The 25,081-nt window shown below is 67.2% G+C and carries 21 protein-coding genes; 12 read left to right on the top strand and 9 right to left on the bottom strand.

The annotated features are described in order from the left end of the window. Window positions 1-5 precede the first annotated feature (5 nt). From EKL94_RS13970 to EKL94_RS13950, 5 genes are all read right to left on the bottom strand, one after another. The gene (locus tag EKL94_RS13970) at window positions 6-1,415 is read right to left on the bottom strand and encodes a Y-family DNA polymerase (protein ID WP_126929533.1); all 1,410 of its coding nucleotides are present in this window, start codon (window positions 1,413-1,415) and stop codon (window positions 6-8) included. A gap of 9 nt (window positions 1,416-1,424) precedes the next feature. Continuing rightward, complete coding sequence (gene imuA / locus EKL94_RS13965; RefSeq protein WP_088436417.1) at window positions 1,425-2,039, bottom strand: translesion DNA synthesis-associated protein ImuA; 615 nt, start codon at window positions 2,037-2,039, stop codon at window positions 1,425-1,427. A 352-nt stretch (window positions 2,040-2,391) separates the two neighbouring features. Further along, a complete protein-coding gene (locus tag EKL94_RS13960) occupies window positions 2,392-3,399 on the bottom strand; it encodes a cyclase family protein (RefSeq protein WP_005410050.1) in 1,008 nt (335 codons plus the stop codon). A 36-nt stretch (window positions 3,400-3,435) separates the two neighbouring features. Next, on the bottom strand, window positions 3,436-4,086 hold the full coding sequence (locus EKL94_RS13955; RefSeq protein ID WP_126929532.1) for a DsbA family oxidoreductase: 651 nt from the start codon (window positions 4,084-4,086) through the stop codon (window positions 3,436-3,438). A 92-nt stretch (window positions 4,087-4,178) separates the two neighbouring features. Next, entirely contained in the window at window positions 4,179-5,129 is a 951-nt protein-coding gene (locus tag EKL94_RS13950; protein ID WP_221767986.1) for a LysR family transcriptional regulator, read from the bottom strand. Window positions 5,130-5,271: 142 nt separating this feature from the next. Between EKL94_RS13950 and EKL94_RS13945 the strand changes: the two genes are divergently transcribed. Beyond that, complete coding sequence (locus EKL94_RS13945) at window positions 5,272-6,159, top strand: sterol desaturase family protein (protein WP_260473430.1); 888 nt, start codon at window positions 5,272-5,274, stop codon at window positions 6,157-6,159. 9 nt (window positions 6,160-6,168) lie between these two features. Here the strand turns inward: EKL94_RS13945 and EKL94_RS13940 are convergent, their stop codons facing one another. Together EKL94_RS13940 and EKL94_RS13930 are read right to left on the bottom strand one after the other, a co-directional pair. Next, window positions 6,169-6,873, bottom strand: coding sequence for an AraC family transcriptional regulator (locus EKL94_RS13940; RefSeq protein WP_126929529.1), 705 nt, complete (start codon window positions 6,871-6,873; stop codon window positions 6,169-6,171). Between the two features lie 290 nt (window positions 6,874-7,163). Next, window positions 7,164-7,598 (bottom strand): VOC family protein, encoded by a 435-nt coding sequence (locus tag EKL94_RS13930; protein WP_126929528.1) that lies wholly within the window; start codon window positions 7,596-7,598, stop codon window positions 7,164-7,166. A gap of 337 nt (window positions 7,599-7,935) precedes the next feature. Here EKL94_RS13930 and EKL94_RS13925 point away from each other — a divergent pair, with 337 nt between their 5' ends. Next, window positions 7,936-10,731, top strand: a complete 2,796-nt coding sequence (locus tag EKL94_RS13925) for a beta-glucosidase (RefSeq protein WP_126929527.1) — start codon at window positions 7,936-7,938, stop codon at window positions 10,729-10,731. A gap of 99 nt (window positions 10,732-10,830) precedes the next feature. Here the strand turns inward: EKL94_RS13925 and EKL94_RS13920 are convergent, their stop codons facing one another. Continuing rightward, window positions 10,831-11,727, bottom strand: a complete 897-nt coding sequence (locus EKL94_RS13920) for a LysR family transcriptional regulator (RefSeq protein ID WP_126929526.1) — start codon at window positions 11,725-11,727, stop codon at window positions 10,831-10,833. 105 nt (window positions 11,728-11,832) lie between these two features. Here EKL94_RS13920 and EKL94_RS13915 point away from each other — a divergent pair, with 105 nt between their 5' ends. The 3 genes from EKL94_RS13915 to EKL94_RS13905 all read left to right on the top strand — a co-directional run bounded on the left by EKL94_RS13915 (window position 11,833) and on the right by EKL94_RS13905 (window position 15,688). Beyond that, entirely contained in the window at window positions 11,833-13,191 is a 1,359-nt protein-coding gene (locus EKL94_RS13915) for an MFS transporter (RefSeq protein ID WP_126929525.1), read from the top strand. After that, window positions 13,191-13,577 carry a DUF4440 domain-containing protein gene (locus tag EKL94_RS13910; protein ID WP_126929524.1) on the top strand — a complete coding sequence of 129 codons (387 nt, stop codon included), beginning with the start codon at window positions 13,191-13,193 and terminating at the stop codon, window positions 13,575-13,577. The genes EKL94_RS13915 and EKL94_RS13910 overlap by 1 nt, the downstream gene beginning before the upstream one ends. A 200-nt stretch (window positions 13,578-13,777) precedes the next feature. After that, window positions 13,778-15,688: a CocE/NonD family hydrolase gene (locus tag EKL94_RS13905; RefSeq protein WP_121503538.1), complete on the top strand. Its 1,911-nt coding sequence runs from the start codon at window positions 13,778-13,780 to the stop codon at window positions 15,686-15,688. 375 nt (window positions 15,689-16,063) lie between these two features. On the opposite strand, the gene EKL94_RS13900 is transcribed toward EKL94_RS13905, so the two are convergent. Further along, window positions 16,064-17,017 (bottom strand): helix-turn-helix transcriptional regulator, encoded by a 954-nt coding sequence (locus tag EKL94_RS13900; RefSeq protein ID WP_126929523.1) that lies wholly within the window; start codon window positions 17,015-17,017, stop codon window positions 16,064-16,066. A 447-nt stretch (window positions 17,018-17,464) separates the two neighbouring features. Between EKL94_RS13900 and EKL94_RS13895 the strand changes: the two genes are divergently transcribed. The 7 genes from EKL94_RS13895 (at window position 17,465) to EKL94_RS13865 (ending at window position 25,051) form a co-directional block, all read left to right on the top strand. Next, entirely contained in the window at window positions 17,465-18,223 is a 759-nt protein-coding gene (locus EKL94_RS13895; RefSeq protein WP_126929522.1) for an SDR family NAD(P)-dependent oxidoreductase, read from the top strand. Between the two features lie 126 nt (window positions 18,224-18,349). After that, the gene (locus tag EKL94_RS13890) at window positions 18,350-18,802 is read left to right on the top strand and encodes an MgtC/SapB family protein (RefSeq protein WP_005410036.1); all 453 of its coding nucleotides are present in this window, start codon (window positions 18,350-18,352) and stop codon (window positions 18,800-18,802) included. A gap of 224 nt (window positions 18,803-19,026) precedes the next feature. After that, window positions 19,027-20,685 (top strand): L-lactate permease, encoded by a 1,659-nt coding sequence (gene lldP, locus EKL94_RS13885; RefSeq protein ID WP_126929542.1) that lies wholly within the window; start codon window positions 19,027-19,029, stop codon window positions 20,683-20,685. Between the two features lie 53 nt (window positions 20,686-20,738). After that, window positions 20,739-21,503, top strand: coding sequence for a transcriptional regulator LldR (gene lldR / locus EKL94_RS13880; RefSeq protein ID WP_012480578.1), 765 nt, complete (start codon window positions 20,739-20,741; stop codon window positions 21,501-21,503). Window positions 21,504-21,507: 4 nt separating this feature from the next. Further along, window positions 21,508-22,647, top strand: coding sequence for an FMN-dependent L-lactate dehydrogenase LldD (gene lldD / locus EKL94_RS13875; RefSeq protein ID WP_126929521.1), 1,140 nt, complete (start codon window positions 21,508-21,510; stop codon window positions 22,645-22,647). After that, on the top strand, window positions 22,644-24,350 hold the full coding sequence (gene dld / locus EKL94_RS13870) for a D-lactate dehydrogenase (RefSeq protein WP_126929520.1): 1,707 nt from the start codon (window positions 22,644-22,646) through the stop codon (window positions 24,348-24,350). The genes lldD and dld overlap by 4 nt, the downstream gene beginning before the upstream one ends. A gap of 92 nt (window positions 24,351-24,442) precedes the next feature. Beyond that, the gene (locus EKL94_RS13865) at window positions 24,443-25,051 is read left to right on the top strand and encodes an SMI1/KNR4 family protein (protein ID WP_126929519.1); all 609 of its coding nucleotides are present in this window, start codon (window positions 24,443-24,445) and stop codon (window positions 25,049-25,051) included. The last annotated feature ends 30 nt before the right edge of the window (window positions 25,052-25,081 follow it).

Below are 25,081 nucleotides of genomic sequence, written 5' to 3'. Positions count from 1 at the left end.
GCGGCTCAGCCGAACCAGCCGTGCAGCATCCACGGCGCCTGCGGATCGTTGCGCTCGCGGAAAGCCCAGCCGCGCTGGCCGTGTGTGGTTTCCACCACGTAGTAGTCGCGGCGCGCGTCGGCCTGGTCCCACCAGCCCGATTCGATCCGCTCCGGTCCAGTGACGATGCGCAGCCGCGGATCACGCAGCGGTTGCGGGGTGTCCAGCAACCAGCCGGGGCGCAGCGGCCAGTACGACGGAGGCTTGGCCGGCGGCTGGGTGCCACTGGCGCGTTCGGGGCGATGGTCGGCCTGCACCGCCAGCGGCTGCACGGCGTGATCGCCCAGCCGCGCGCGCAGGCGCTCGCGCAGCTGGTTCCAGGGCATCGCCTGCGCCGGCCGGGTATCGAACAGGTCACGCGCGGCGGGCACGAACGGTGGCAGCTGCTCGGCCTGCAGGCGCAGTGCACGGCTGCCAGCCGGCAGGGCGAACGCTTCCATGCGGTTGCGTGCGATCTCGAACAGCAGCGCGGGATCGCGCTCGGGCGCCAGCAGGCCGATGGTCAGCACGCTGGCCGGCAGCAGGTCGTGCTCGAAATGCAGGTCGAAACGCTGCACGCCACCATCGCGCGAACACAGGAACGCGGCCAGGTCCAGCAGCAGGCGACGCAGCGGGAACAACAGGGCCTGGCTGGATTCGATCTCGTACTCGAATTCGATGCGTGCATCGAAACGGTCCGGTGGCTGGTAGTAGCGCAGTGGCGCGGTGGGTAGCCCACGCAGCGCATCCAGCTGCTGCAGTACCTCCGGTGCGAAGCGCCGGGCCAGGCTGTCGCGAGGGAGTTCGAGCACCGCACCCAGCGTGCGCAGGCCGGAACGGCCGAGCACGGTCACCGCGTCGCTGGGCAGGCCACAGCGTGGCAACGGCAGCTGCGCCAGTGCCGCTGGCAGCTGCTGCGCATCGATGCCAAGGCCGTCGTGGACGTTGGCCAGCACGCGCGCGGCATGCGCGGTGGGCGCGGCCACCAGGCGATGGCGGAAACCGAGCTCATGCAGTTCGTTGCGCAGGCGCTTTTCGATCGTCAGCCAGTCGCCGAACAGGGCGCGGCTGGCACCGATTTCCATGACCAGCGCGTGCGGAAAATCGAGGCTGACCTGCGAACTGTAGGCGTAGGCCCAGCTGGCCAGCAGCTGCCGGGTCTGCTGTTCGGCGTTCGGGTCGTAGTCGTGCAGGTGCAGGTCCTGCACCAGTACCTGCGCAGCCGACAGCAGCATGCCCGGGCGCAGCCCCGCTGCGCGTGCCGACGGGCTGACCGCACGCAGTACGCGACGCTGTGCTGGCCCCTGCAGCAGCACCAGTGGCCGCTGCGGATCCGGCTGCAGGCGCAGCACGCTGTCCAGCGCCAGCTGAGGCAACAACAGGCAGGCCCAGTGCATGGCGCGGCCTCAGTGGGCGATGGCCAGCGGCAACGGCTGCGCCGGCGGCAGGCCGCCACGGCACTTCAGCACCCGCACCTGGCCGTGGTCGAGCTGCAGGCGCAGGCTGGCCGGGGAGGGATTGCGCGCCGCCTGCGCCTCGCGGAACACGAAGCCCAGGCACTGGCCGCTGTCGGCGGCCACCTGCAGGCGGCGCAGGGCGCGGTCGTCGGCCTGGTGTGGCCAGCACAGCACTGCGGCACAGGCCGCAGAACGAAGGCATTGTTCGGTGGCCCACAGCGCCTGCTTCGGCGCGGCGTGGATGATCTGCAGCTGGGCCAGGTCCAGCCCGGCTGCTGCCCAGGCCGGGGCATGCGGGCGATAGGGCGGGGCGACCAGCACGATCGGGCGGTCGCGCAGGCTCAGCTTGGCCAGCGCCGGCCAGACCAGTGCCAGCTCACCCACCCCGGGCGCCGCCTGCAGTACCTCGCACAGCCCGCTGGCCGGCCAGCCACCGCCGGGCAGGCGCGCGTCCAATGCCGGGTGGCCGCTGGCCAGGTGGTCGCTGGCCGGCCCCTGACGGGCCGGGCCGCGCCACAGCTGGCGCCCGTCCAGCAGCCGGTCGAGGGCGACGACGGCACCCATCAGCCGGTCCTCCTGGGGAGGCGCCGGGCGAGCTGGAAACGGCAGGAATGGGCGGAAACAGCGGGCATGGCGCGAGTATCGACGGGCCGGTATCAGGGGCTGAGACCGGACATGCTACTCGCCTTGTGAGTAGAATTACTAATGAAATCGGAGGGTCGGGTTTCAGGTTGCTGAAGGGGTAAAGCATCCACGCATGGCGTGGATCTACTGAAGAGAGCCCCGGCAAATCCATGCCGCAGCCTGGTAGATCCACGCCATGCGTGGATAGCGGTAAAGCGCGGTGCCGACCAAGGTCGGCACCCACCCGGCATGGGACGGAGTGCCGACCAAGGTCGGCACCCACAGGCCCCGGTTAGGGGCGGACCGGCAACGCCACCGGGCGCAGCGGCGCGGCATCGCCACCGCGGATCTTCAGCGGGCCGCCGATGAAGGCGAACTCGTAGACCTTGTCGCGGGCCAGTTCGTCCAGCGCCACCAGCTCGATGATCGGCGCGCCCTGCTGGGCCAGCAGGTAGGTGTGCAGCGGCACGTAGTCGTCGGACACCTCCGAGGGGAAGGTCTCGAAGCTGAGGTTGTCGGCGCCGACGATCATCGCGCCGCTGTCTTCAACCAGGAAGCGCGCCGCGTCCAGGCCCATGCCCGGCGGGTTGGCCATGTAGGCCTTGGGCTGTTCGAACAGGCGCATGCGGCCGGTGCGGATCAGCACCACGTCGCCCTGCTGCAGTTTCACCTTCTGGCGTGCCAGCGCATCCTTCAGGTCCTGGCGGGTGACGCGGTAGCTGTCCGGCAGCATGTCCACGCCCTTGGCGGCGGCCACGTCGATCAGCACGCCACGCGCGATCAGCGGCGGGAACTTCTCGATGCCGGTGACATTCCAGCCACGATCGCCGAGGTGCTTGTCGGCCTCGAAGCCGTTCCAGATCTTTCCATGGATGCCGAAGTGGTTCAGCGCATCGATGTGGGTGCCGGTGTGGCTGTACATCGAGAACGCGGTGCCGGTGTAGCTTCGGGTGAGGTTCATGGTTTCACCCACGCCCATCGGATCATCCATCACCGTGCCGCGCGGGGTGTGGGTCATCCAGAACTGGTAGTGCGGGTCGCCGGCATCCTGCCAGCTGGGCATGCCGACGTAGTATTCGGTGGCCAGGTCATAGGCCTTGCCGCCGCTGACCCGCGACAGGATCGCCGCACGCGAGGCCTCGGTGATCAGGTTGAGGCGGCCGATCTCGTCCTTCGGCCCCCAGGGGCTGGTGCCGACCTGCTGGCCGGAGGGAACGCGTTCGTGCGCGGACACGGTGGTGGAAGCGGCGGTGCCGGCCAGCAGCAGGGCCAGCGCGGTGGCCAGGGTACGTGGGGTCATGGGGAATCTCCTTGCAGGGTGGGGGGATGGTGCGGCTCAGGCCGCGACCAGGTGCGCCAGGGCCTGGCGCAGGTGTGGCAGCGGCAGGGTCTGCAGGCGCAGGCCGTTGCCGCCGATCACGGTGGGAATGGAACGGATGCCGAGGGCAGCGGCTTCGGCACGATCGGCCTGCACGCGCTGGCGTACTGCGTCGCTGCGCATGTGGTCAGCGAAGGCGCCACGCGGGTGGCCCAGTGATTCGGCGATATCCAGCAGTACTTCGGCGTCGCCGATGTTGCGGTGCTGGTGCAGGTGCGCCCACTGCACGGCATCGAACATCGCGCCATGGGCGTCGTTGCCACCGAGCATGCCGGCGGCCTGGCAGGCCAGTGCGCCGAGCCAGCCGGACGGATACTCGAAGTCCTGTGCGCGCATGCCTTCGATATCGATGCGCGCGGTGTCTTCATGCGCGGCGCAGTCGGTCCAGTGGCGCAGGATGATCGCCTTGGCGCGCTCCATCGAGCCGAACACCTCGACCATCTGCGCGCGCGAGTCCTGCAGCACGAAGCTGCGGTGGCGCACCTGGATGCCGAGTTCGGTCGAGACATGCTGCAGGCGCGGGGCCAGCACGAAGCACCAGCCGCAGACCACGTCGTGGAAGAAATCGACCACCGGCGCTGCGGTGGCGGGGGAAGGAACGGAAGACATCTGCCTGCCATCGGTGAGAGGGGAGGCGGCAGATTAGGCAGCGCGGCGTGGCCGAAACAGCACGCCGCGGGCAGCTCAGTTTTCGCTGGCGGTTACGAATCCAAGCCAGCGCAGCCGGGCAGCTCGGCGTGCAGGAAATCGATGAAGGCACGCACCTTGGGCTGCAGGTGGCGCGACGTGGGGTAGACCGCATGCACGAAGCGTGGCGGATAGCGGTGGTCGGGCAGCACCTGCTGCAGTTCGCTACGGGCCAGCGCCGGTGCGGCCAGGAACGAGGGCAGGGCGCCGATGCCCATGCCGGCCACCAGCAGGTCGCGCAGCAGCAGGCTGTTGTTGACGGTGACGCGCGCTGGCAGGGTGATCGTCACCTGGCCATCGGGGCCGAGCAGCGGCCAGCTGCCGGGCGAGTCGGACAGGCTGTAGGCCAGCACGCTGTGCGCCTGCAGATCGTCCACCGCCTGCGGTGCCGGATGCTGCCGCAGGTAGGACGGGGCCGCGCACAGCACCTGCTGCAGCGACGCCAGCCGACGCGCCACCAGGCGTGAATCATCCAGTTCGGCACGCAGCCGCAGTGACACATCGAACCCCTCACCGACTGCATCGAGCAGGCGGTCTTCCATCACCAGATCCAACGACAGCTGCGGATGCTGCTGCAGGAAGCGTGGCAGCAGCGGCGACAGCGTGCTCAGCGCGAACGACTGCGGCGCGTTCACGCGCAGGCGCCCGGCCACGTCGCCGCGCTGTTCGGCGATGCCGCGTTCCAGCGTCTCCAGTTCGTCGAGCAGGCGGCAGCATTCGCGGTAATAGGCGTGGCCGGTCTCGGTCAGGCTCATGCGCCGCGTGGTCCGCTGCAGCAGTACCACGCCCAGATGCGCTTCCAGTGTGCGCAGCTGCTTGCTCAGGCCGGCGGGCGACATGCCCAGGTCTTCGGCAGCGCGGGCCAGCCCGCCGCGTTCGACGATGCGGCGGAAGGCACGCATCAGGTTGAAGGAATCCATGCCGGCCCCGGGTGCGATGAGGGCGCCATTGTAGATCCACGCCATGCGCGGATGTGGGAAACGCGGCGCCGACCAAGGTCGGCGTCTACCAGGTGCGCGCGGGTTGCGCCGTTTGTTCAAGCCAGCACCCCATGCGCGGCGCCAGCATGCAGGCCCCTCACTTCCCGGGTTGCCCATGAAGCACTGGATGCTCCGCCTGTATGCCCCGCTGTTCCTGCTGGGCTTCGTTGCCGCCGCCGTCGTATGGGTCGGCCACTGCCACGGTGATCCGTTGTGGCTGCTGGCCTTGCTGGCCTTGCTGGCGGCCGCCATCGCGGTCTCGTTCGCCGCCGAGCGTGCCTGGCCGTACGATCCCGCGTTCAACCACGACCACGGCGACAGCCTGCGTGACACCCTGCATGCACTGGTCAACGAAAGCCTGAACCTGCTGTCGATCGCGGCGGTGCCGCTGCTGGCGGCAATCATTCCGTGGCAGTTGTGGCCGGTGCAGTGGTCATTCGCGCTGCAGGTGCTGCTGGCCATCGTCTGCGCCGATCTCGGCATCACCCTGGTGCACTACGCCAGCCATCGCATCGGCTGGTTGTGGCGGCTGCATGCGGTACATCACAGCGTCACCCGCATGTACGGTTTCAACGGCCTGATGAAACATCCGTTGCACCAGGCGGCCGAAGCAGTGGGCGGCGTACTGCCGCTGCTGCTGCTGGGCCTGCCGATGCCGGTGGCTGCGGTGCTGGCCTTCGCCATTGCCATCCAGCTGCTGCTGCAGCACTCCAACGTGGACATGCGTCCCGGCGTGCTGGGCCGGGTGATGGCCTGGGCGCCGCTGCACCGCTTCCACCACATGCGTTACGGCACCGCCGGCGACGTCAACTTCGGCCTGTTCCTGACCGTTTGGGATCACCTGCTGGGGACCGCCTTCGATGCGCCGGGCTATCGGCTGCAGCAACGCGACCTCGGTATTGGCAGCCAACCGGACTATCCGCGCGATTATCCGGGCCAGCTGCTGGCGCCGTTCCGCGAACTGCCGCATGGTGAGGTGCCGGAGCTGCCGGAAGGCCTGCGCAGGCGCGAATGATCGAACATGTCAGGCCGCGTGCAGCTGCAGGCCCTGCAGCTGCGCGGCACCGATGCCGAACATGCGGCGCAGGCTGCGCGACAGATGAGCCAGATCGGCGAATCCAGCGGCATGCGCACTGTCGGTCAGGCTGTGCCCGCGCAGATGATGCATGAGCGCGTTGCGCAGCCGTTGCCACAGCACCCAGCCGCGCAGGGTCACCGCCAGCTCGGACTGGAAACGCCGGTGCAGCTGGCTGGTCGACAGATGCGCCGCCTCGGCGATGTCGGCGGCCGGCACCGGGCCGGGCAGGTGCTGGGCGATACGGGCCAACGCCGCCTGCACGCGGCGATCCAGCGGCTGCGGGCGGCTCAGCCGTGGCAGCCAGTCGTGCAGTTCCCGCACGTTGCCCGGCAGCACGTGCAGGTGCTGCTGGATCTGTGCGGGATCGGCATGCGCCGGCTCGAGGAATACCGTGCAACCCGCTTCCGGCGCCGACAGGATCGCGTGCGTCTGGAAGGAGGGCAGCCACAGCCGCTGGCCCTGCTGCCGTACGCCATCGATCTCGACGTGCCAGGGCGTACCGTCGCTCAACAGCAGTTGATGGGCGTAGTGCGCATGCGAGGCGCTGTCACCGGCATGGCCGTGAAGCACGGCGGCGTGCGCATCCAGCAGCAACGTGCCATTCCAGGGCAGGGCGGGGGAGGACATGGAGGGATTGTAGATCCACGCCATGCGTGGATGAATCTCCATCGAAATCGATTAATTCGACGATTGATCGAAGATCATCCATGCATGGCGTGGATCTACTGCAGATTGCGGCGAATTGTCGAAGGCGGGGTGGGTCCGGTTGCGGGGGCGTGAGCGCCATGGATGGCGCGACCGAGCCTCCAGGGACGGATTCACAGCGTCCCCCGCAACCGGACCCACCCCGCCATCCCACAGGAAGCCCGCTTTTGCTTCGGCTGTTGCTTCTGAGGTTGCCGGCCAGCGGCCGGCACTACCACGGGGGGCCGGGCGCACCCTCACCGCCCGTGCGGATCCGGCCGGTGATGCACGTACTCGACCACCGTGCCATCGGGATGCACCGCGTTGAACGCCGCCCCGGTCGGTACCACCTGCAACGGGAAGATGATCTCGGCGCCAGCCGCGATCAGTTTGTCGTGATAAGGCCGAACGTCATCGACCAGCAGTGTCCCCGTGGTCGAAGTGAACGGCGCCAGCGCCGCCTCGCTGCCCTCGATCAACAGGAACGCCCCGACCATCGCCAGACGCAGCCCGGCCTCCGGAAACGGGAACCCCGCATCGGCCACCACGCCCTGCAGCTGCTCGTAGAACGCCACGCTGCGCTCCAGCTCACCGGGGGCCACGAACACCCGGATCAGCACGCGCGGCGCGCGCTGGCTGGACGTATCGCAGCGGTCACGCCAGAGATGGTCGAAGTCGCGGTGGACGGTCATGGGCTCGGTTCGTGGCCAGGGATCTCCATTATCGGCAGCCCCGCGCGGCGCACTGATGACCGCCGGTGATGGCCTGATAACCGCTGGCCGGGTTGCCCCTGTGACTTAGGTCCTGTTGACAGGTGTGAACGCCCTCGCACAATCTTCACATGATTGGGCCGCCCTGCGCGGCCCGGACAGGCAGGTTGTCACGCCGGGAGGAGGGTCCCAGGCGCAGACCGGCCCGTCCTTCGGCCTGCGGGACGTTGCCTGGCAACCCCTGCGCGGCATGAACGCTGCACCCTTCGGCGGCACTTTCCCTGGACCGATTGCCTTGGCAACGGAATTACGCCTGCCGATGAAAACGTTTACAAAGCCGCTTGCACTGTCCCTGGCCCTGTCTGCCGCACTGGCCGCCCCGGCCTGGGCCGACCCCGCTGCGTTCACTGTGCTGACCCTGGAACAGGCCCCGACCGCCGAGGCGATGCCGGCCCTGGCCGCCCAGCTGAAGGCCCTGCAGGTGGACGCGGTGAGCGTGCGCCAGGTGCAGCGCGGCATCGGCCAGGTCGATCCGCTGCAGGTGCTGGCCGATGGCCTGGGCTACGAGTACCGCTTCATTGCTGCCGGCAAGGACGATGGCCAGAGCCAGCGCGGCCAGGCCGTGCTGACCCGGCTGCCGATCGCCGCTGAATCCGGCCCCGATCAGCCGGGCCTGAACTACCTGCGCCTGGACGACGGCCGCCACACCGTGGCGGTCTATACCGATGCCGGTGCAGGTGCCGCGCAGCTGCCGGCGCTGGTCACCCGTTCGCGGCTGGGTGCACCGGCGGTGCTGCTCGGCGCGGTGGCCGGTGAATCGGCCAAGGCCGCAGGCTTCGATCCGGCGCGTGTCGCGCTGGAAGCGGATGCCAGCTATTTCAGCGACGGCTTCCAGGCCGCCAGCAGTGCGCCGTTCAAGGTGGAAGGCAGCACGCTGCGCGCCACCTTGCTGACCCTGGCCTATGCCGCCGACAAGCACGGCGACGCGCCGTGGATGGACACCACCCTCAACGCCGATGCACGCGCTGCGCTGCTGCTGAAGGCGATGACCGAGGATGAGAAGTTCCAGATGCTGCACAGCTACTTCGGGCTGGGCAAGGACGGTGGCCCGTTGCCGGAAGGCGCGGTCGGTTCGGCCGGTTTCGTGCCGGGCGTGGCGCGGCTGGGCATTCCGTCGCAGCAGTCGGCCGATGCCGGCGTCGGCGTGACCAATCCGGGTGGCATCCGCCCGGGCGATTTCGCCACGGCGATGCCATCGGGTCCGTCCACCGCCTCCAGCTGGAACCGCAAAGTCGCCTTTGCCGGTGGCGCGACAATGGGCCGCGAGGCGTGGCAGCAGCGCTTCAACATCCTGCTGTCGGGCAGCGTCAACCTGCAGCGCGACCCGCGCAACGGCCGCAACTTCGAATATGCCGGTGAAGATCCGCTGCTGGCCGGCTCGATGGTTGGCGCGCTGATCCAGGGCGTGCAGAGCCAGCACGTGATCTCCTCGATGAAGCACTTCGCGCTGAACGACATGGAGACCCGCCGCAACTTCCACGACGTGCGCATCGGCGAACAGGCCATGCACGAGTCGGACCTGCTGGCCTTCGAGATCGCGCTGGAAGCCGGCCGCCCGGGCGTGGCGATGTGCTCGTACAACAAGATCAACGGCACCTACGGCTGCGAGAACGGCTACCTGATGAACCAGGTGCTGAAGCAGGAATGGAAGTTCCCCGGTTTCGTGATGTCCGACTGGGGTGGCGTGCACAGTGGCTCGAAGGCGGCGCTGGCCGGCCTCGATCAGCAGTCGGCCGGTGAAGTGTTCGACGCGGCGGTGTTCTTCGACGAACCGCTGCGCCTGGCCGTGCATGGCGGCGTGGTGCCGCAGGCGCGCCTGAACGACATGGTGGCGCGCATCCTGCGCACGATGTTCCTGCATGGCAATTTCGACAACCCGCCGCAACACCAGAAGGTCGATGCCGAGGCCGGCTTCGCCGTTGCCCAGCGCACGGTGGAAGAGGGCAGCGTGCTGCTGCGCAATGAAGGCAACCTGCTGCCGCTGGCCGACAGCGTGAAGCGCATCGTCATCATCGGCGGCCATGCCGACAAGGGCGTGATCGGTGGTGGTGGTTCGTCGATGGTGGGCGTGACCGCCAAGGGCACCAACGCGGTGCCGGGCGTGATGCCGACCACCTGGCCGGGCCCGGTGATCTTCCACCCGTCCTCGCCGCTGGAATCGCTGCGCGCCGCGCGCCCGGACGTGACCATCGAGTACGTGGACGGTACCAACGCCGCCGCTGCGGCCAAGGCAGCAGCGCAGGCCGACGTGGCCATCGTGTTCGCCACCCAGTGGGCCGCCGAATCGGTGGACCTGCCAGACATGCAGCTGCCGGACAACCAGGACGCACTGATTTCGGCGGTGGCCAAGGCCAACCCGAAGACGGTGCTGGTGCTGGAAACCAACGGCCCGGTGCGCACACCGTGGCTGGCGCAGGTGCCGGCGATGCTGCAGGCCTGGTACCCGGGCATCCGCGGTGGCGAAGGCATTGCCGCACTGCTGACCGGCAAGGTCAATCCGTCCGGCCGCCTGCCGGTGACCTGGGTGGTGGACGAATCGCAGCTGCCGCGCCCGCACATCGACGGCCTCGGCTCCAAGCCGGCCAAGCCGTTCGGTGATGTGTTCGATTTCGATATCGAAGGCGCCAACGTCGGCTACAAGTGGATGGCGGCCAAGGGTCTGACCCCGACCTTCGCCTTCGGCCACGGCCTGTCCTACACCTCGTTCACCTATGAGAACCTGAAGGTGAGCGTGGAGGGCTCGCGCCTGGTCGCCAGCGTCGACATCCGCAATACCGGCAAGCGCGCCGGTGCCGACGTGGCCCAGCTGTACCTGAAGCTGCCGGCCGGCAGCACCACGCCGATCCGCCTGATCGGCTATGACAAGGTGAACCTGCAGCCGGGCGAACAGCGTCGCATCCGCATCGAAGCCGAGCCGAAGACGCTGGCCCACTACGATGCACAGGCGCGCCAGTGGAAGATCGACGGTGGCACCTACCAGGTCCAGCTGTCGCGCAGTGCGGCCGAACCGCTGCAGAGCGTGGACGTGCAGCTGGTGGAGCAGGTGCTGCGCTGATGCCTGAAGACACGGCCCGCACAGGGCCGTGTCTGAAAAAGGGGACGGAGGGGATTAAGTCGTTTATGCATAAACGACTTAATCCCCTCCGTCCCCTTTTTATGTGGCGAACCGGTCGCGCAGGAAATCAATCAGCTGCCGTACCTTTGGTGAGGGCTGCGTGCTGTGCGGGTAGACCGCGTACACGCTCTGCTGCGGGAAGCGGTGCTGGCGCAGTACCGGTCGCAGCCGACCCTGGGCCAGATCGTCCTCGATCAGCCAACGTGGCAGCACGGTGACCCCGGCGCCGGCCAAGGCGAAGGTGCGCAGGCTGCTGGCGCCGTCGACGCGGACCACGGCATTGCCCGGATTGGTGGCGAACAGCGCGTCGCTGCCATCGGGGGCAACCACCGGTACATCGGCCAGGCGCGGGTAGCCGAGGCGGGGCAGGGCGCCCAGCTGCACCGGGTCATCGGCTGCATCCGCGGAGGGCAGCCGGGCCAGCAACGAGGGCGCGGCCACCGCGCACAGCGGATGCCGTTCCAGTTCGCTGGCATGCAGCCCTGAATCTGGCAGGCGGCCGAGGCGGATCGCCAGATCGAAGCGTTCGGGAATCAGGTCGGCCGGTGCCGGTGAGGTCGACAGGTGCAGCTGCAGGGCCGGGTGCCGCGCACGGAACGCCTCCAACGCAGGAATCAAGCGTAGCTGGGCGTACTCCGGCGTGGTGGTCAGGCGCAGCACGCCCTGCAGCTGGTGCTGGTCGCGTCGCGCGGCATCGATGGCTGCCTGTGCGGCGTCCAGCGCCTGCACGCAGTGCTGCAGGAACTGTTCGCCGGCCTCGGTCAGGGCCAGGTGGCGGGTACTGCGCAACAGCAGGGTCACGCCCAGCTCCTGCTCCAGCCGCTTCAGGTTGAAGCTGACCACCGCGCGGCTGAGGCCGAGACGATCGGCGGCAGCGGTCAGGCTGCCGGCCTCGACCACGGCACGGAAGATATCGAAGCGATCGAGGCTGACCATGGCAGTTCATTGTCAAAGCAGATTTGACAGTGTTGCAGTTGCTGTCGTGTTTTTCCAACAAGGCCCGTACGGCATGCTGGCCGCTTCCCTGCTGGAGCGCCGCCGATGCCGTCCCCCCGCCTGCGCCATGAGGCGATCTTCCTGCTGGTGTTCGCCCTGGATCTGGTCAACATGTTCATCGCTACGGTGGCCTATCCGGCATTGGCAGCGGAAATGCACGCTGACATCAGCACCCTGGCCTGGGTCGGCACCGCCTACATGCTGGGCCTGAGCGTGGTGATTCCGCTGGCCCCCTGGCTGGCCGTGCGCTGCGGCGAACGTCGCCTGCTGCTGGTGGCGTTACTGTTGTTCGCGGTTGCCGCTGCGCTGGCCGGCACCGCACCGGGGATCGGCTGGCTGCTGGGCTGGCGCCTGCTGCAGGGGCTGGCCGGTGGCCTGCTGATTCCGGTGGCACAGGCGGCGGCTTACCGTCAGTGCACGCCCGAGCAGCGTGGCGCGCTGACCCGGCGCATCCTGCTGGTGGCGCTGCTGGTGCCGGCACTGGCGCCAACATTGGGCGGGCTGCTGGTGCAGTGGTTGTCCTGGCGCGGGGTGCTCTGGGCCAGCCTGCCGCTGGTGGTGGTGGCGATTGGACTGGTGCTGGCGTGGATGCCGGCCGATGGCGCGCGCAGTGCGCCACGCCTGCAGGCCTATGCGCTGTCCACCGCGATGCTGGCGCTGGGCGCGCTGCTGCTGGCGCTGACCTGGCTGGGCGAGTCCGGACACCGCAGCGCAGGTGCCGTATTGCTGCTGGTCGCGCTGCTGCTGGCGGCGGCCCACCTGCGGCACGCACGTCGGCAGGCGCAGCCACTGCTGCGCTGGTCGCTGCTGTCCCATCGCGGGCTGCGGCTGGCGATGCTGATCTATCTGGCCGTACCCGGTGTATTCATCGGCAGCCAGCTGGTCAGTACCCTGCAACTGCACCAGGCCGGTTACAGCGCCGCACGCATTGGTGCGCTGATGCTGCCGTGGGCGCTGGCCTCGGCCATTGCGATCACGGCCAGCAAGCGCCTGCTGGCTCGCTTCGGTCCGGCCACGGTACTGCGTACGGGCATGCTTCTGCAGGCCAGCGGCCTGCTGTTGATGGCGCTGTTGCCGCAGCCGGCCTTCACCTTGGCCGCGCTGTTGTTCGCGCTGATGGGCGCCGGCGGCAGCCTGTGCAGCAGCACGGCGCAGACGCTGGCTTTCCACGGCGTGGAGGGTGAAGTGCTGGGCGATGCCAGTGCCCTCTGGAACCTCAATCGCCAGCTCAGTTTCTGCCTTGGCACTGCCGCCATTGCGCTGCTGCTGGCGCTAGCCATGCAATGGTTGCCGGCAAACGCTACCCGCGTGGCGCTGGGGTTGGCCGCTGTACTGACCCTGTTGCCGATGGCGTTGCTGCGTCGGCCGCAGAGGATCACCCTTTCGCAACCGGAGAACACTTGATGGCTACCACCGCAGAACATGAAATCCACCACCTGCATGACAAACTACAGGCCTGGTTCCGGGCCGAGGTGGGTGCGGATGCGCTGGATGATCTGATGGCGCATTTCTGCGCGGACTTCAGCATGGTCGGCATCGCCGGGCGCCGGTTGGATCGGCCGGCTGTGCAGGCGCTGTTCGAGGGCGGCCATGGCGCGCGTCCGGGGCTGCTGATTTCCATCAAGGCCGTGCAGGCGGTCCAGGCGCCGTCACCGCTGGCGGTACTGCGCTATCGCGAAGGGCATTCGGTCGATGGCGGCCAGCCCACATGGCGCGAATCGTTGGCCGTGCTGCGGCAGGAAGATGGCCGTTGGGGCTGGCTGGCGCTGCATGAAGTGCCAGTGGCCTGACCGGCAACCGCGTAACGCGCCCCAGGGTCATGAAGTTGCCGGCCAGCGGCCGGCACTACTGGTCGTCGGCGAGCGCAGCGGCACCGGGGGCACATGTGCCATCAGTCCTGCCTGCATCCGCCGCAGAATGCAAAGCGCGCACACACCTCACGGCTCAAGGCAGGAGTAGGCTTGAGGCTTTCCTGCCGGGAGGGGTCTCCATGCGTGTGCGTGCCGTTGCTGTAGCCATCGCCCTTTGCCTGTCCAGCACCGTGCTGGCCGCCGAAACCCCGCCGATGACCCCGGACATCAGCGGCAAGCCCTTCGTTGCCCCCGATGTCGGTCGTGACTACGACAAGCGCGTGGTGATGGTGCCGATGCGTGATGGCACCAAGCTGTATACGGTGATCGTGGTGCCCAAGGGCGCGCGCAATGCGCCGATCCTGCTGACCCGTACGCCTTACGACGCAGCCGGCCGCGCCAGCCGCAGTGATTCGCCGCGCATGCGCGACCTGCTGCCGCAGGGCGACGAGGTGTTTGTCGATGGCGGTTACATCCGCGTATTCCAGGACATCCGCGGCAAGTACGGCTCCGAAGGCGATTACGTGATGACCCGGCCGCTGCGCGGGCCGTTGAACAACACCAAGGTGGACCACTCCACCGACGCCTGGGACACCATCGACTGGCTGGTGAAGAACGTGCCGGAGAGCAATGGCAAGGTCGGCATGCTCGGCTCGTCGTACGAGGGCTTCACCGTGGTGATGGCGCTGACCGACCCGCACCCGGCGCTGAAGGTGGCCGCGCCGCAGAGCCCGATGGTCGATGGCTGGATGGGTGACGACTGGCTCAACTACGGTGCGTTCCGCCAGGTCAATTTCAACTACTTCGCGATGCAGACCGAGAAGCGTGGCAAGGGCACGCCGCTGCCCAGCCTCGGCTACGATGACTACAGCACCTTCCTGCGCATCGGTTCGGCTGGCGACTACGCGCGTTTCACCGGCGTGGACCAGCTGACCTGGTGGAAGAAACTGGTCGAGCACCCGGCCTATGACGGCTTCTGGCAGGGCCAGGCGCTGGACGCGGTGATGGCGAAGACTCCATTGAAGGTGCCGACCATGTGGCTGCAGGGCCTGTGGGACCAGGAGGACATGTGGGGTGCCAACCACGCCTACCAGGCAATGGAAGGGCGCGACAGCGGCAACAACCGCAACTACCTGGTGATGGGACCGTGGCGGCACAGCCAGGTGAACTACAGCGGTAGCGAGCTGGGCGCGCTGAAGTTCGATGGCGATACCGCGCTGCAGTTCCGCCGTGATGTGCTCAAGCCGTTCTTTGACCAGTACCTGGTGGACGGTGCGCCAAAGGCGGATACGCCGCCGGTGCTGATCTACAACACCGGCGAGAACCACTGGGATCGCCTGAAGGGCTGGCCACGCAGCTGCGACAAGGGCTGTGCTGCCAGCAGCAAGCCGCTGTACCTGCGTGCCGGCGGCAAGCTGGCGTTCCAGGCACCGGCGGCGGGCGAGGGCGACTTCGAGGAATACGTGTCCGACCCGGCCAAGCCGGTGCCGTTCGTGCCGCGTCCGGTGCGTTTCGGTGACCGCGACATGTGGACCACCTGGCTGGTCAAGGATCAGCGCTTCGTTGATGGCCGCCCGGACGTGCTGACCTTCATCACCGAACCGCTGACCGCGCCGCTGCGCATCGGCGGCGCGCCGGTGGTGCACCTGCAGGCCTCGACAAGCGGTACTGACAGCGACTGGGTGGTGAAGCTGATCGACGTGTATCCGGACCAGGAAGCGTCGACGCCGGAGATGGGTGGCTACGAGCTGCCGGTGTCGTTGGCGATCTTCCGCGGCCGCTACCGCGAGAGCTTCAGCGATCCGAAGCCGCTGGCGGCGAATCAGGTGCTGCCGTACCGCTTCGACCTGCCCAACGCCAACCACACCTTCCAGAAGGGGCACCGGGTGATGGTGCAGGTGCAGTCCAGCCTGTTCCCGCTGTACGACCGCAACCCGCAGACCTACGTGCCCAACGTCTACCTGGCCAAGCCAGGCGATTACCAGAAGGCCACGCAGCGGGTCTGGCATAGCGCGGCGCAGGCGAGCTACATCGATCTGCCGGTGTATTGAGGTTGGTGAGGTACGCCGGGTGCGCGATGCCCGGCGGCTGCGGTAGTGCCGGCCGCTGGCCGGCAACTGCAATGGCGCAGGAGCGTGTCGACCAAGGTCGACACCTACCAGAGCGGAGCCATGGCAGGTCGATTCAGGCGGGTGTGGTAGTGCCGGCCGCTGGCCGGCATCCGCGATGGCGCGAGAGCGTGTCGACCAAGGTCGACACCTACCAGGGCTGGGCCATGGCACGTCGATTCTAGCGGGTGTGGTAGTGCCGGCCGCTGGCCGGCATCCGCGATGGCGCGAGAGCGTGTCGACCAAGGTCGACACCTACCAAGGCTGGGCCATGGCATGCCGATCGACCAAGATCGACACCTGTCAGGGCACAGGCCTTCAGCCCACCTTCGAGGGGCCCGTGCGCCAGCGGCTGGGTACCAGGCCGAAGCGCTTGCGGAATGCCGCGGCGAAGTTGCTGGGGTGGCGGTAGCCGCTGGCGGCGGCCGCCTGCTCAACCGTCCAGCCGTCTTCGCGCAGGCCCTGTTCGGCATGGCGCATGCGCTGTTCGTGCAGGTAGTCGAATACCGAGCAGCCGTACTGCTGGGCGAAATGGCGGCGCAGCGAGCTCGGGCTCATGCAGGCCAGCTGGGCCAGTTCGATCAGACTGTGGGCGTGGCTGGGGTCGTCATGCAGGTAGGCACGCACGCGCTCCAGGCGCTCGCGCTGGCCGGCCCGCAGCGTTCGTACATGGTCGGTCTGCAGATCCTCGGCCTTCAGGCCAACGGCCAGCAGCTGCAGTGCGACGCCTTCGCGCCACAACGCGTCGATGCCGTCCTCCCATGGGCTGTCGAACAGCTGGCCCAGCACCGGCAGCAGGGTATGCGGAATGGCCCAGTGGCGGCACTCCAGGTGGGTGTTGAGCGCGGTCTCCAGCTGCGGCAGATGGAACAGGTCCGGATCGATCTGGCCGGGCACCATCACACTGACGCCGCGCATGTGCGTTTCGCCAGGATGCGCACCGGTCATCTCGACCTGCTCGCGGTGGTGCGCGGTCATCGCCGTGCCAGCACGCAGGGTGAACCCCCCACGTCGCGGAACGCGCACATCGACCTGGCCCTGCAGCATCACGCGGATGGCCAGGCCGGGACTCTGCTGGGCAGTCGCCACATAAGGAAAGCGATTATGGACGTCGGAGGCGATCAGGCTCATGCCGCCGCGCAGGAACTGCTCGTTGACCTCGCCATGGCCGGCCCACTGGTCGTCGCGCAGGTGTTCCGGGTCGGCGCGGTAATCGAAGCCATGGCGGTGGCCGAAGCGGCGGTAATCAGCAAAAGTGAAGTATCGGGACATCGCTCGGCACGTGCTTTGGAGGTGGACGCTGGCATTACCTCGCCCACGCGCTCTGCAACGAAGGTGCAGATCCGGTCGTTACCCGCGCAGGCCTGCTGGGAAGCAGTGGCGTGGGCACTCTGGATGGCTGGGGAAACGCCAGGTTGAATGGAATGTGTCGAAGAAACTGGAAACGTTTCCCATTGTCGCCTCGATTCGCGCGCTTTTGATTTCAATATGGTCAAAACGATTGATGATTACGGCCAAAGTGAAAATGCCGTCGAACATACGCCGGCGTTTTGCATGCATATCCGTACGCAATTCCATACATCAACTTGAGTTGAGGTTTCATGGCTGGAACGATCGCTCATGGACGCGATGTCAGCCAGGCCATCACGGGCGCGCGCGTAGGGTGGGGCGGTTGGCTGTTGCAGGCCACTTCGATACCCCCACTGATGGAGAACACAGATGATTGACTACCAGCTCACCGGCAAGACCGCGATCGTGACCGGCGGCGTGTCCGGTATCGGCCTGGCCGTGGCGCAGACCCTGGCGGCGTCCGGTGCGCGGATCTCGGTCTGGGACCTGAAGCAGGATGCGGTCGATGCCACCGTGGCGCAGTTGCGCGGTGCGGGCGCACAGGCCATTGGCATCGCGCTGGACGTCACCGACGCTGCTGCGGTGGAGGCGGCAGTGCAGCGCACGATCAAGGAACTCGATGGCCTGCATGTGGCGGTCAACAATGCCGGTATCGGCGGGCCGGCCGCCAGCAGCGGTGACTATCCGATCGATGGCTGGCAGCGCGTGATCGACGTCAACCTCACCAGCGTGTTCCTGTGCCAGCGGGCGCAGATCCAGGCGATGCGAGCCGCTGGAACCGGCGGCAGCATCATCAACATGGCCTCGATCCTGGGCCAGGTGGGCTATGCCGGATCCACTGCGTACGTGGCGGCCAAGCACGGCGTGGTCGGGCTGACCCAGACCGCCGCCTGGGAGCATGCGGCCGACGGCATCCGTGTCAACGCGGTCGGCCCGGGCTTCATCAGTACACCGCTGCTGGAGAAGATGGACCCGAAGGTGCGCGCCACGCTGGAAGGTCGCCACGCGTTGAAGCGGCTGGGCACGGCCGAGGAAGTGGCGGCGCTGGTGGCCTGGCTGGCCAGCGACGATGCCTCGTTCGCGACCGGCGCGTACTACGCCATCGATGGTGGCTATCTGGCGCAGTGAGCGAATGCGGTCAGTAGATCCACGCCATGCGTGGATGAAAGCGTGCGGTGAAGAAGGCGTGCCATTGCCTTCACCCCCGTCCCACGATCGCCACGCGACGCTCCGGGAAACTCCCGGAGCTATCCCATGGAACTCACCCAGGATGTCTCGATCCTGCTGCGCGTGGCCGCAGCCATGTTGTTCGGCGGCGTGCTCGGCGTCGAGCGCGAGATGGGCAAACACGCTGCCGGCCTGCGCACGCACATGCTGATCGCGGGGGCTGCGGCGTTGATCGTTGGCCTCGGCGATTCGGTGGCCGAACATTTCCAGCAGGAGCGCTACCGCGACCTGCTGCAGGTCGATCCGGTGCGCCTGATCGAAGCGGTGGTGGCCTGTGTCGGCTTTGTTGCCGCCGGCACCATCCTGCGCGGGTCACGCGAGGACCAGGTCAGCGGATTGACCACCGCAAGCTCGCTGATCATGGCGGCGGCCATTGGCATCGCCGTGGGCATCGGTAAATACGTGATTGCGATCGGCGTCAGCGTGCTGTGCGTGCTGGTGCTGGCGGTGATGCGGCGGTTGGAGAAGCGGATTTCGTAGGGGATCTCGAATTGCCGGCCAGCGGCCGGCACTACCATGGCGATCTTAATGGTCAGACCAATATGGCGCCTAGCCCTATGGTCTAATAGGCTCTTCGCCGGAGTGGCGGTTAAATCCGCTGCGAGTGGTCTGATCGAAATCATTATTGGTACGACCAATGATCGGCAGCCATGGCGATCCACCGCCTGCGGTGGGGCACCTTCCGCATCCAGTCGAGAGTCTTCATGCAGCCCTGGCAACACCTGTACGACCCCGCCGGCAACCTGTGGTTGTCCAGCCTGATCGCGCTGCTGCCGATCGCGTTCTTCTTCATTGCCCTGGCCGTGCTGCGCATGAAGGGCTGGCTGGCCGGCACGATCACCGTGGCCATCGCGCTTGGCGTGGCCCTGTTGTTCTACCGCATGCCGTTGAGCCAGGCGCTGGGTGCGGCCGGCTTCGGCTTCGTCTACGGCCTGTGGCCGATCGCCTGGATCATCATCGGCGCGGTGTTCCTCTACAAGGTCTCGGTCAAGACCGGTCAGTTCGACATCATCCGCGCTTCGATCCTGTCGGTGACCGAAGACCAGCGCCTGCAGATGCTGATGGTCGGCTTCGCCTTCGGTGCCTTCCTGGAGGGCGCGGCCGGTTTCGGTGCGCCGGTGGCGATCACCGCGGCACTGCTGGTCGGGCTGGGCTTCAAGCCGCTGTATGCCGCCGGCCTGTGCCTGATCGTCAACACCGCGCCGGTGGCGTTCGGTGCAATGGGCATTCCGATCATCGTGGCCGGGCAGGTCACCGGCCTGGATGCATTCGAGATCGGCCAGATGGCGGGCCGCCAGCTGCCGTTCCTGACCATCATCGTGCTGTTCTGGATCATGGCGATCATGGATGGCTGGCGCGGCATCAAGGAAACCTGGCCGGCAGTGCTGGTTGCGGGTGGCTCGTTCGCCATCGCGCAATACCTGACCTCCAATTTCATCGGCCCGGAACTGCCGGACATCACCGCCTCGCTGGCGTCGCTGGTCTGCCTGACCCTGTTCCTGCGCCGCTGGAAGCCGGTACGGATCTTCCGCTTCGATACCGAAACCAGCGCCGAGGCGGCCGCACAGGCACTGGAGGCGCCGCGCTACAGCGTCGGCCAGATCGCCAAGGCGTGGTCGCCGTTCCTGATCCTTACCGCGATGGTCACGCTGTGGAGCATCAAGCCGTTCAAGTCGCTGTTCGCGGCGGGCGGCCCGCTGGAAAGCTGGGTGCTGAAGATCCCGGTGCCGGGCCTGGACCAGATGGTGCAGAAGATGCCACCGATCGTGGACGCGCCGCTCAGCTACGAGGCGGTCTACAAGTTCGACTGGTTCTCGGCCACCGGCACCTCGATCATCCTCGCGGCGGTGATTGCGATCATCGCGCTGCGCATGCCGGCCCGGTCGGCGCTGCAGACCTTCGGCGAAACCGTGCGTGAGCTGCGCATGCCGATCTACTCGATCGGCATGGTGCTCGCCTTTGCCTTCATCGCCAACTATTCGGGTCTGTCGGCAACGCTGGCGCTGGCATTGGCGCACACCGGCGACGCGTTCCCGTTCTTCTCGCCGTTCCTGGGCTGGCTGGGCGTGTTCCTGACCGGTTCGGATACCTCGTCCAATGCACTGTTCTCGGCGCTGCAGGCGACCACCGCACAGCAGATCGGCGTGTCCGACGTGCTGCTGGTGGCGGCCAACACCACCGGCGGTGTCACCGGCAAGATGATCTCGCCGCAGTCGATCGCCATTGCCTGTGCGGCGGTTGGCCTGGCCGGCAAGGAATCGGACCTGTTCCGCTTCACGGTCAAGCACAGCCTGATCTTCACCACCATGGTCGGCCTGATCACCCTGGCCCAGGCTTACTGGCTGACCTGGATGATTCCCTGAGCCATGCCGCGCGGCCTGACCCTCTGTTACGCGCTTCGGGCCACAATGGCGCCATGAGCACGCAACGTATTTCGGACAAGGTGGCCGCACAGCTGCGCGGCCTGGTGCAGGAACAGCGGCTGCAGCCGGGTGACCGGTTGCCGGCCGAGCGCACCCTGGCGGTGCAGCTGGGGGTCTCGCGCACGGCGTTGCGCGAAGCCATCGCGCAGCTGGCCAGCCAGGGCCTGCTGACCGCGCGGGTTGGTGGCGGTACCTACGTGGCCGAACCTGCGGCACGCGCGCGGCAGGCGCTGGATGAACCGCTGGCGCCGTATCTGCCGCTGTTCCAGGGCGACCCGGAGTATCGCTTCGACGTGCTGGAGATCCGTCATGCGCTGGAAGGTGCCACTGCCTGGCATGCAGCGTTGCGTGCCACCGACGAGGACCGCACGCGCATCGCGCAGGCCTTCCAGACCATGATGGACGCGCACGGCAAGGACGACCCCACCGGTGAAGCGGAGGCTGACGCGGCCTTCCATCTGTCCATCGCCGAGGCCTCGCACAACCTGGTCCTTCTGCAGGTGATGCGCGGCCTGTTCGAACTGCTGCAGACCAACATCTCGCAGAGCCGCGAAAAGCTCTACACCTCGGCAAGGACCTTCTCGCCGTTGTCCGACCAGCACCGCGAGATGATGGACGCGGTGCTGGCCGGCGACCCCGAACGCGCGCGCGCCGCCGCGCATGCCCACCTCGAGTTCGTGCACACCACGCTGCGCACCCTCGATGACAACGAAGCCCGGCGTGCGCGGGCCTCGCGTCTACCTTCCCCACACGGTTGACCCCATGATCATCTCCGCCTCCACCGATTACCGTGCCGCAGCGCAACGCCGGCTGCCGCCGTTCCTGTTCCACTACATCGATGGCGGCGCGTATGCCGAGCACACGCTGAAGCGCAACGTTTCCGACCTGTCCGACATCGCGCTGCGCCAGCGCATCCTGCGCAACATGTCCGACCTGAGCCTGGAAACCGAGCTGTTCGGCGAAAAACTGGCGATGCCGGTGGCGCTGGCGCCGGTCGGCCTGACCGGCATGTACGCCCGGCGCGGTGAAGTACAGGCGGCGCGCGCGGCCGACAGCCGCGGCATCCCGTTCACGCTGTCAACCGTATCGGTGTGCCCGATCGAGGAAGTGGCACCGGCCATCCAGCGGCCGATGTGGTTCCAGCTGTATGTGCTGCGCGACCGTGGCTTCATGCGCAACGCGCTGGAGCGGGCGCAGGCCGCGGGCGTGACCACGCTGGTGTTCACCGTTGACATGCCGGTGCCGGGCGCGCGCTACCGCGATGCACACTCCGGCATGAGCGGCCCGAATGCCTCGCTGCGCCGTATCGGCCAGGCCATCACCCATCCGCACTGGGCGTGGGACGTGGGCCTGCTCGGCCGTCCGCATGATCTGGGCAACATCTCCACCTACCGTGGCAACCCGACCGGGCTGGAGGATTACATCGGCTGGCTGGGCAGCAACTTCGATCCCTCCATTTCCTGGAAGGACCTGGAGTGGATCCGCGAATTCTGGAAGGGCCCGATGGTGATCAAGGGCATCCTCGACCCGGATGACGCGCGTGATGCGGTCAAGTTCGGCGCCGATGGCATCGTGGTCTCCAACCACGGTGGCCGCCAGCTGGATGGCGTGCTGTCCACCGCGCGCGCACTGCCGGCGATTGCCGATGCGGTACAGGGCGACCTGAAGATTCTCGCCGATTCGGGCATCCGTACCGGCCTGGACGTGGTGCGCATGCTGGCGCTGGGTGCCGACACCGTGCTGCTGGGGCGCGCCTTCGTCTATGCACTGGCCGCGCAGGGCGAGGCCGGCGTGGCCAACCTGCTGGACCTGATCGCCAAGGAAATGCGCGTGGCGATGACATTGACCGGCGCGCGTCGCATCGCTGACATCGGCCGCGATTCGCTGGTCAGCCTGCCATGAGTGGCCACGATGCCGTGCTGGCACAGTTTCGCGACGCAGTCGGCAGCCGCAATGTACTGACCGGCGACAAGGCCACGCGCCGCTTCCGCCGTGGCTACCGATTCGGCGACGGTCCGGTGCTGGCGGTGGTGCGCCCGGGCACCTTGCTGGAACTGTGGCACGTGCTGCAGGCGGCGGTGCGGGGTGGAGCGGCGATCATCCTGCAGGCGGCCAATACCGGCCTGACCGGCGGCTCGACCCCGGATGGCAACGACTACGGGCGGCCGATCGTGCTGGTCAGCACGCTGCGCCTGACCGGCATCCAGCTGTTGAACGAAGGCCGCCAGGTGCTGTGCCTGCCCGGCGCCACGCTCGACCGACTGGAGCAGACGCTGGCACCGCTGGGCCGCGAACCGCATTCGGTGATCGGCTCGTCCTGCATCGGCGCCTCGGTGCTGGGCGGCATCTGCAACAACTCCGGCGGCGCGCTGGTGCGCCGTGGCCCGGCCTACACCGAGCTGGCGCTGTATGCGCAGGTCGATGCGCAGGGCCAGCTGCAGCTGGTCAACCATCTGGGCATTGCGCTGGGTGATACGCCCGAGCAGATCCTGCAGCGCCTGCAGGCCGGCGACTATGCTGCTGGCGACGTGGGTGACGGCGATGGCCGCGCCGCCTCCGATCCACGCTACGCCGAGGAAGTGCGCAGGGTCGATGCCGATACCCCGGCGCGTTTCAACGCCGACCCCAGCCGCCACTTCGAAGCTGCCGGTTCGGCCGGCAAGCTGGCGGTGTTCGCGGTGCGCCTGGACACCTTCGAAAAGGAGGCCGCCGAAGTCTTCTACATCGGCAGCAACCGCACCGACAGCCTCACCGCGATCCGGCGCCAGCTGCTGACCGGCTTCGAGCGCCTGCCGATTGCCGGTGAGTACATCCACCGCGATGCCTATGACATCGGCGAGCGCTACGGCAAGGACAGCTTCCTGCTGATCGACCGCCTCGGCACTTCCCGTGTGCCCGCGGCGTTCGCACTGAAGAGCCGCGTCGATGGCTGGTTCGAGCGTCTGGGCCTGCGCGGGGTGACCGACCGGGTGATGCAGGTGCTGACCGGCCTGCTGCCCTCGCACCTGCCCAAGCGCATGGGTGAATTCCGCCAGCGCTACGAGCATCACCTGTTGCTGAAGGTCTCTGCCCAGGACGCTGCGGAAACCGAGGCCTGGTTGCGCGGCTTCTTCGCCGGGCACGAAGGCGGCTTTTTCCACTGCACGGCGGAGGAGGGGCGCAAGGCCTTCCTGCATCGCTTCGCCGTGGCCGGTGCCGCGGTGCGCTACCGCGAAGTGCATCGCGAGCAGGTGCAGGACATCGTGGCGTTGGACATCGCCCTGCGCCGTGATGATGCGGATTGGTTCGAGCAGTTGCCGGCCGATATCGACGGCCGCCTGCTGCACAAGCTGTATTACGGGCACTTCCTGTGCCACGTGTTCCACCAGGACTACATCGCGCGCAAGGGCGAAGACCCGATGGCGATCGAGCACGCGATGTGGGCGCTGCTGGACCAGCGGGGCGCCGAGTATCCGGCCGAGCACAACGTCGGCCACCTGTACCCGGCCAAGCCGGCGCTGGCCGGGTTCTACAGGCAGCTGGACCCGAGCAATACATTCAATCCGGGCATCGGCCAGACGTCAAAAGCCAAGGGCTGGGGGGGCTGCGACTGTAGTGGGCACTAGCGGCGCACTCTCCGAAAATTCGGAGTTCTTGCATTCCTCACTGATCGGGTTGGCACTAGGCTGAGGTCTTGGCCGAGACGGATACAGAACCAATGCAGAGTGCAGATCAGATATGGGCGTCCATCAAAGCGTCGCTTGATGAGAAGAATTGTCTGGATGAAGTGCAGTTGCGGCCAGGAGCCTCCGAAAGCGAGTTGGTTGAACTGGAGGCTCAGCTTGGAGTCGCTTTGCCAGATCTGCTAAGGCAGTTGCTGATGATTCACGACGGGCAGGATGGGGTCGGGCTTCTGTTCGGCAGTCAGATGCTCTCTTCCAAGGAGATCAGGCGGCAGTGGCACGGTTGGCGTGAGATCGAGGCCGACGGCATGAACGAGGACTGCGCGGAGTTCATGAAGTCGAGTCCCGCGGGGGTGGTGAAGCCGATGTATACCAATGCGCGTTGGATACCGCTGACTCACGATGGTGGCGGCAATCACATGGGACTGGATTTCGATCCCGACATTGGCGGTGCTGGAGGACAGATGATTGCCTTTGGTGCGGATGAAGACACCAAGTACCTTCTCGCTCCCACTTTCGCTGAGTTCGCTGAAAAGGCTGTGGAGTGGATCAGTCCGGCAAGCTGGAATGGTGAGAATCTCGAGTCGCCAACTGATGACGGCTTCGCTCCTCCGGCCATTCTCCGGACTGCTGGCGGGGCGTAGTTGGGAGCGCCGTTCTGACAGGTAATGTAT

This window comes from Stenotrophomonas maltophilia (assembly GCF_003970865.1).
GTDB lineage: Bacteria > Pseudomonadota > Gammaproteobacteria > Xanthomonadales > Xanthomonadaceae > Stenotrophomonas > Stenotrophomonas maltophilia_AR.
This window is presented reverse-complemented; position numbering and strand designations above follow the sequence as displayed.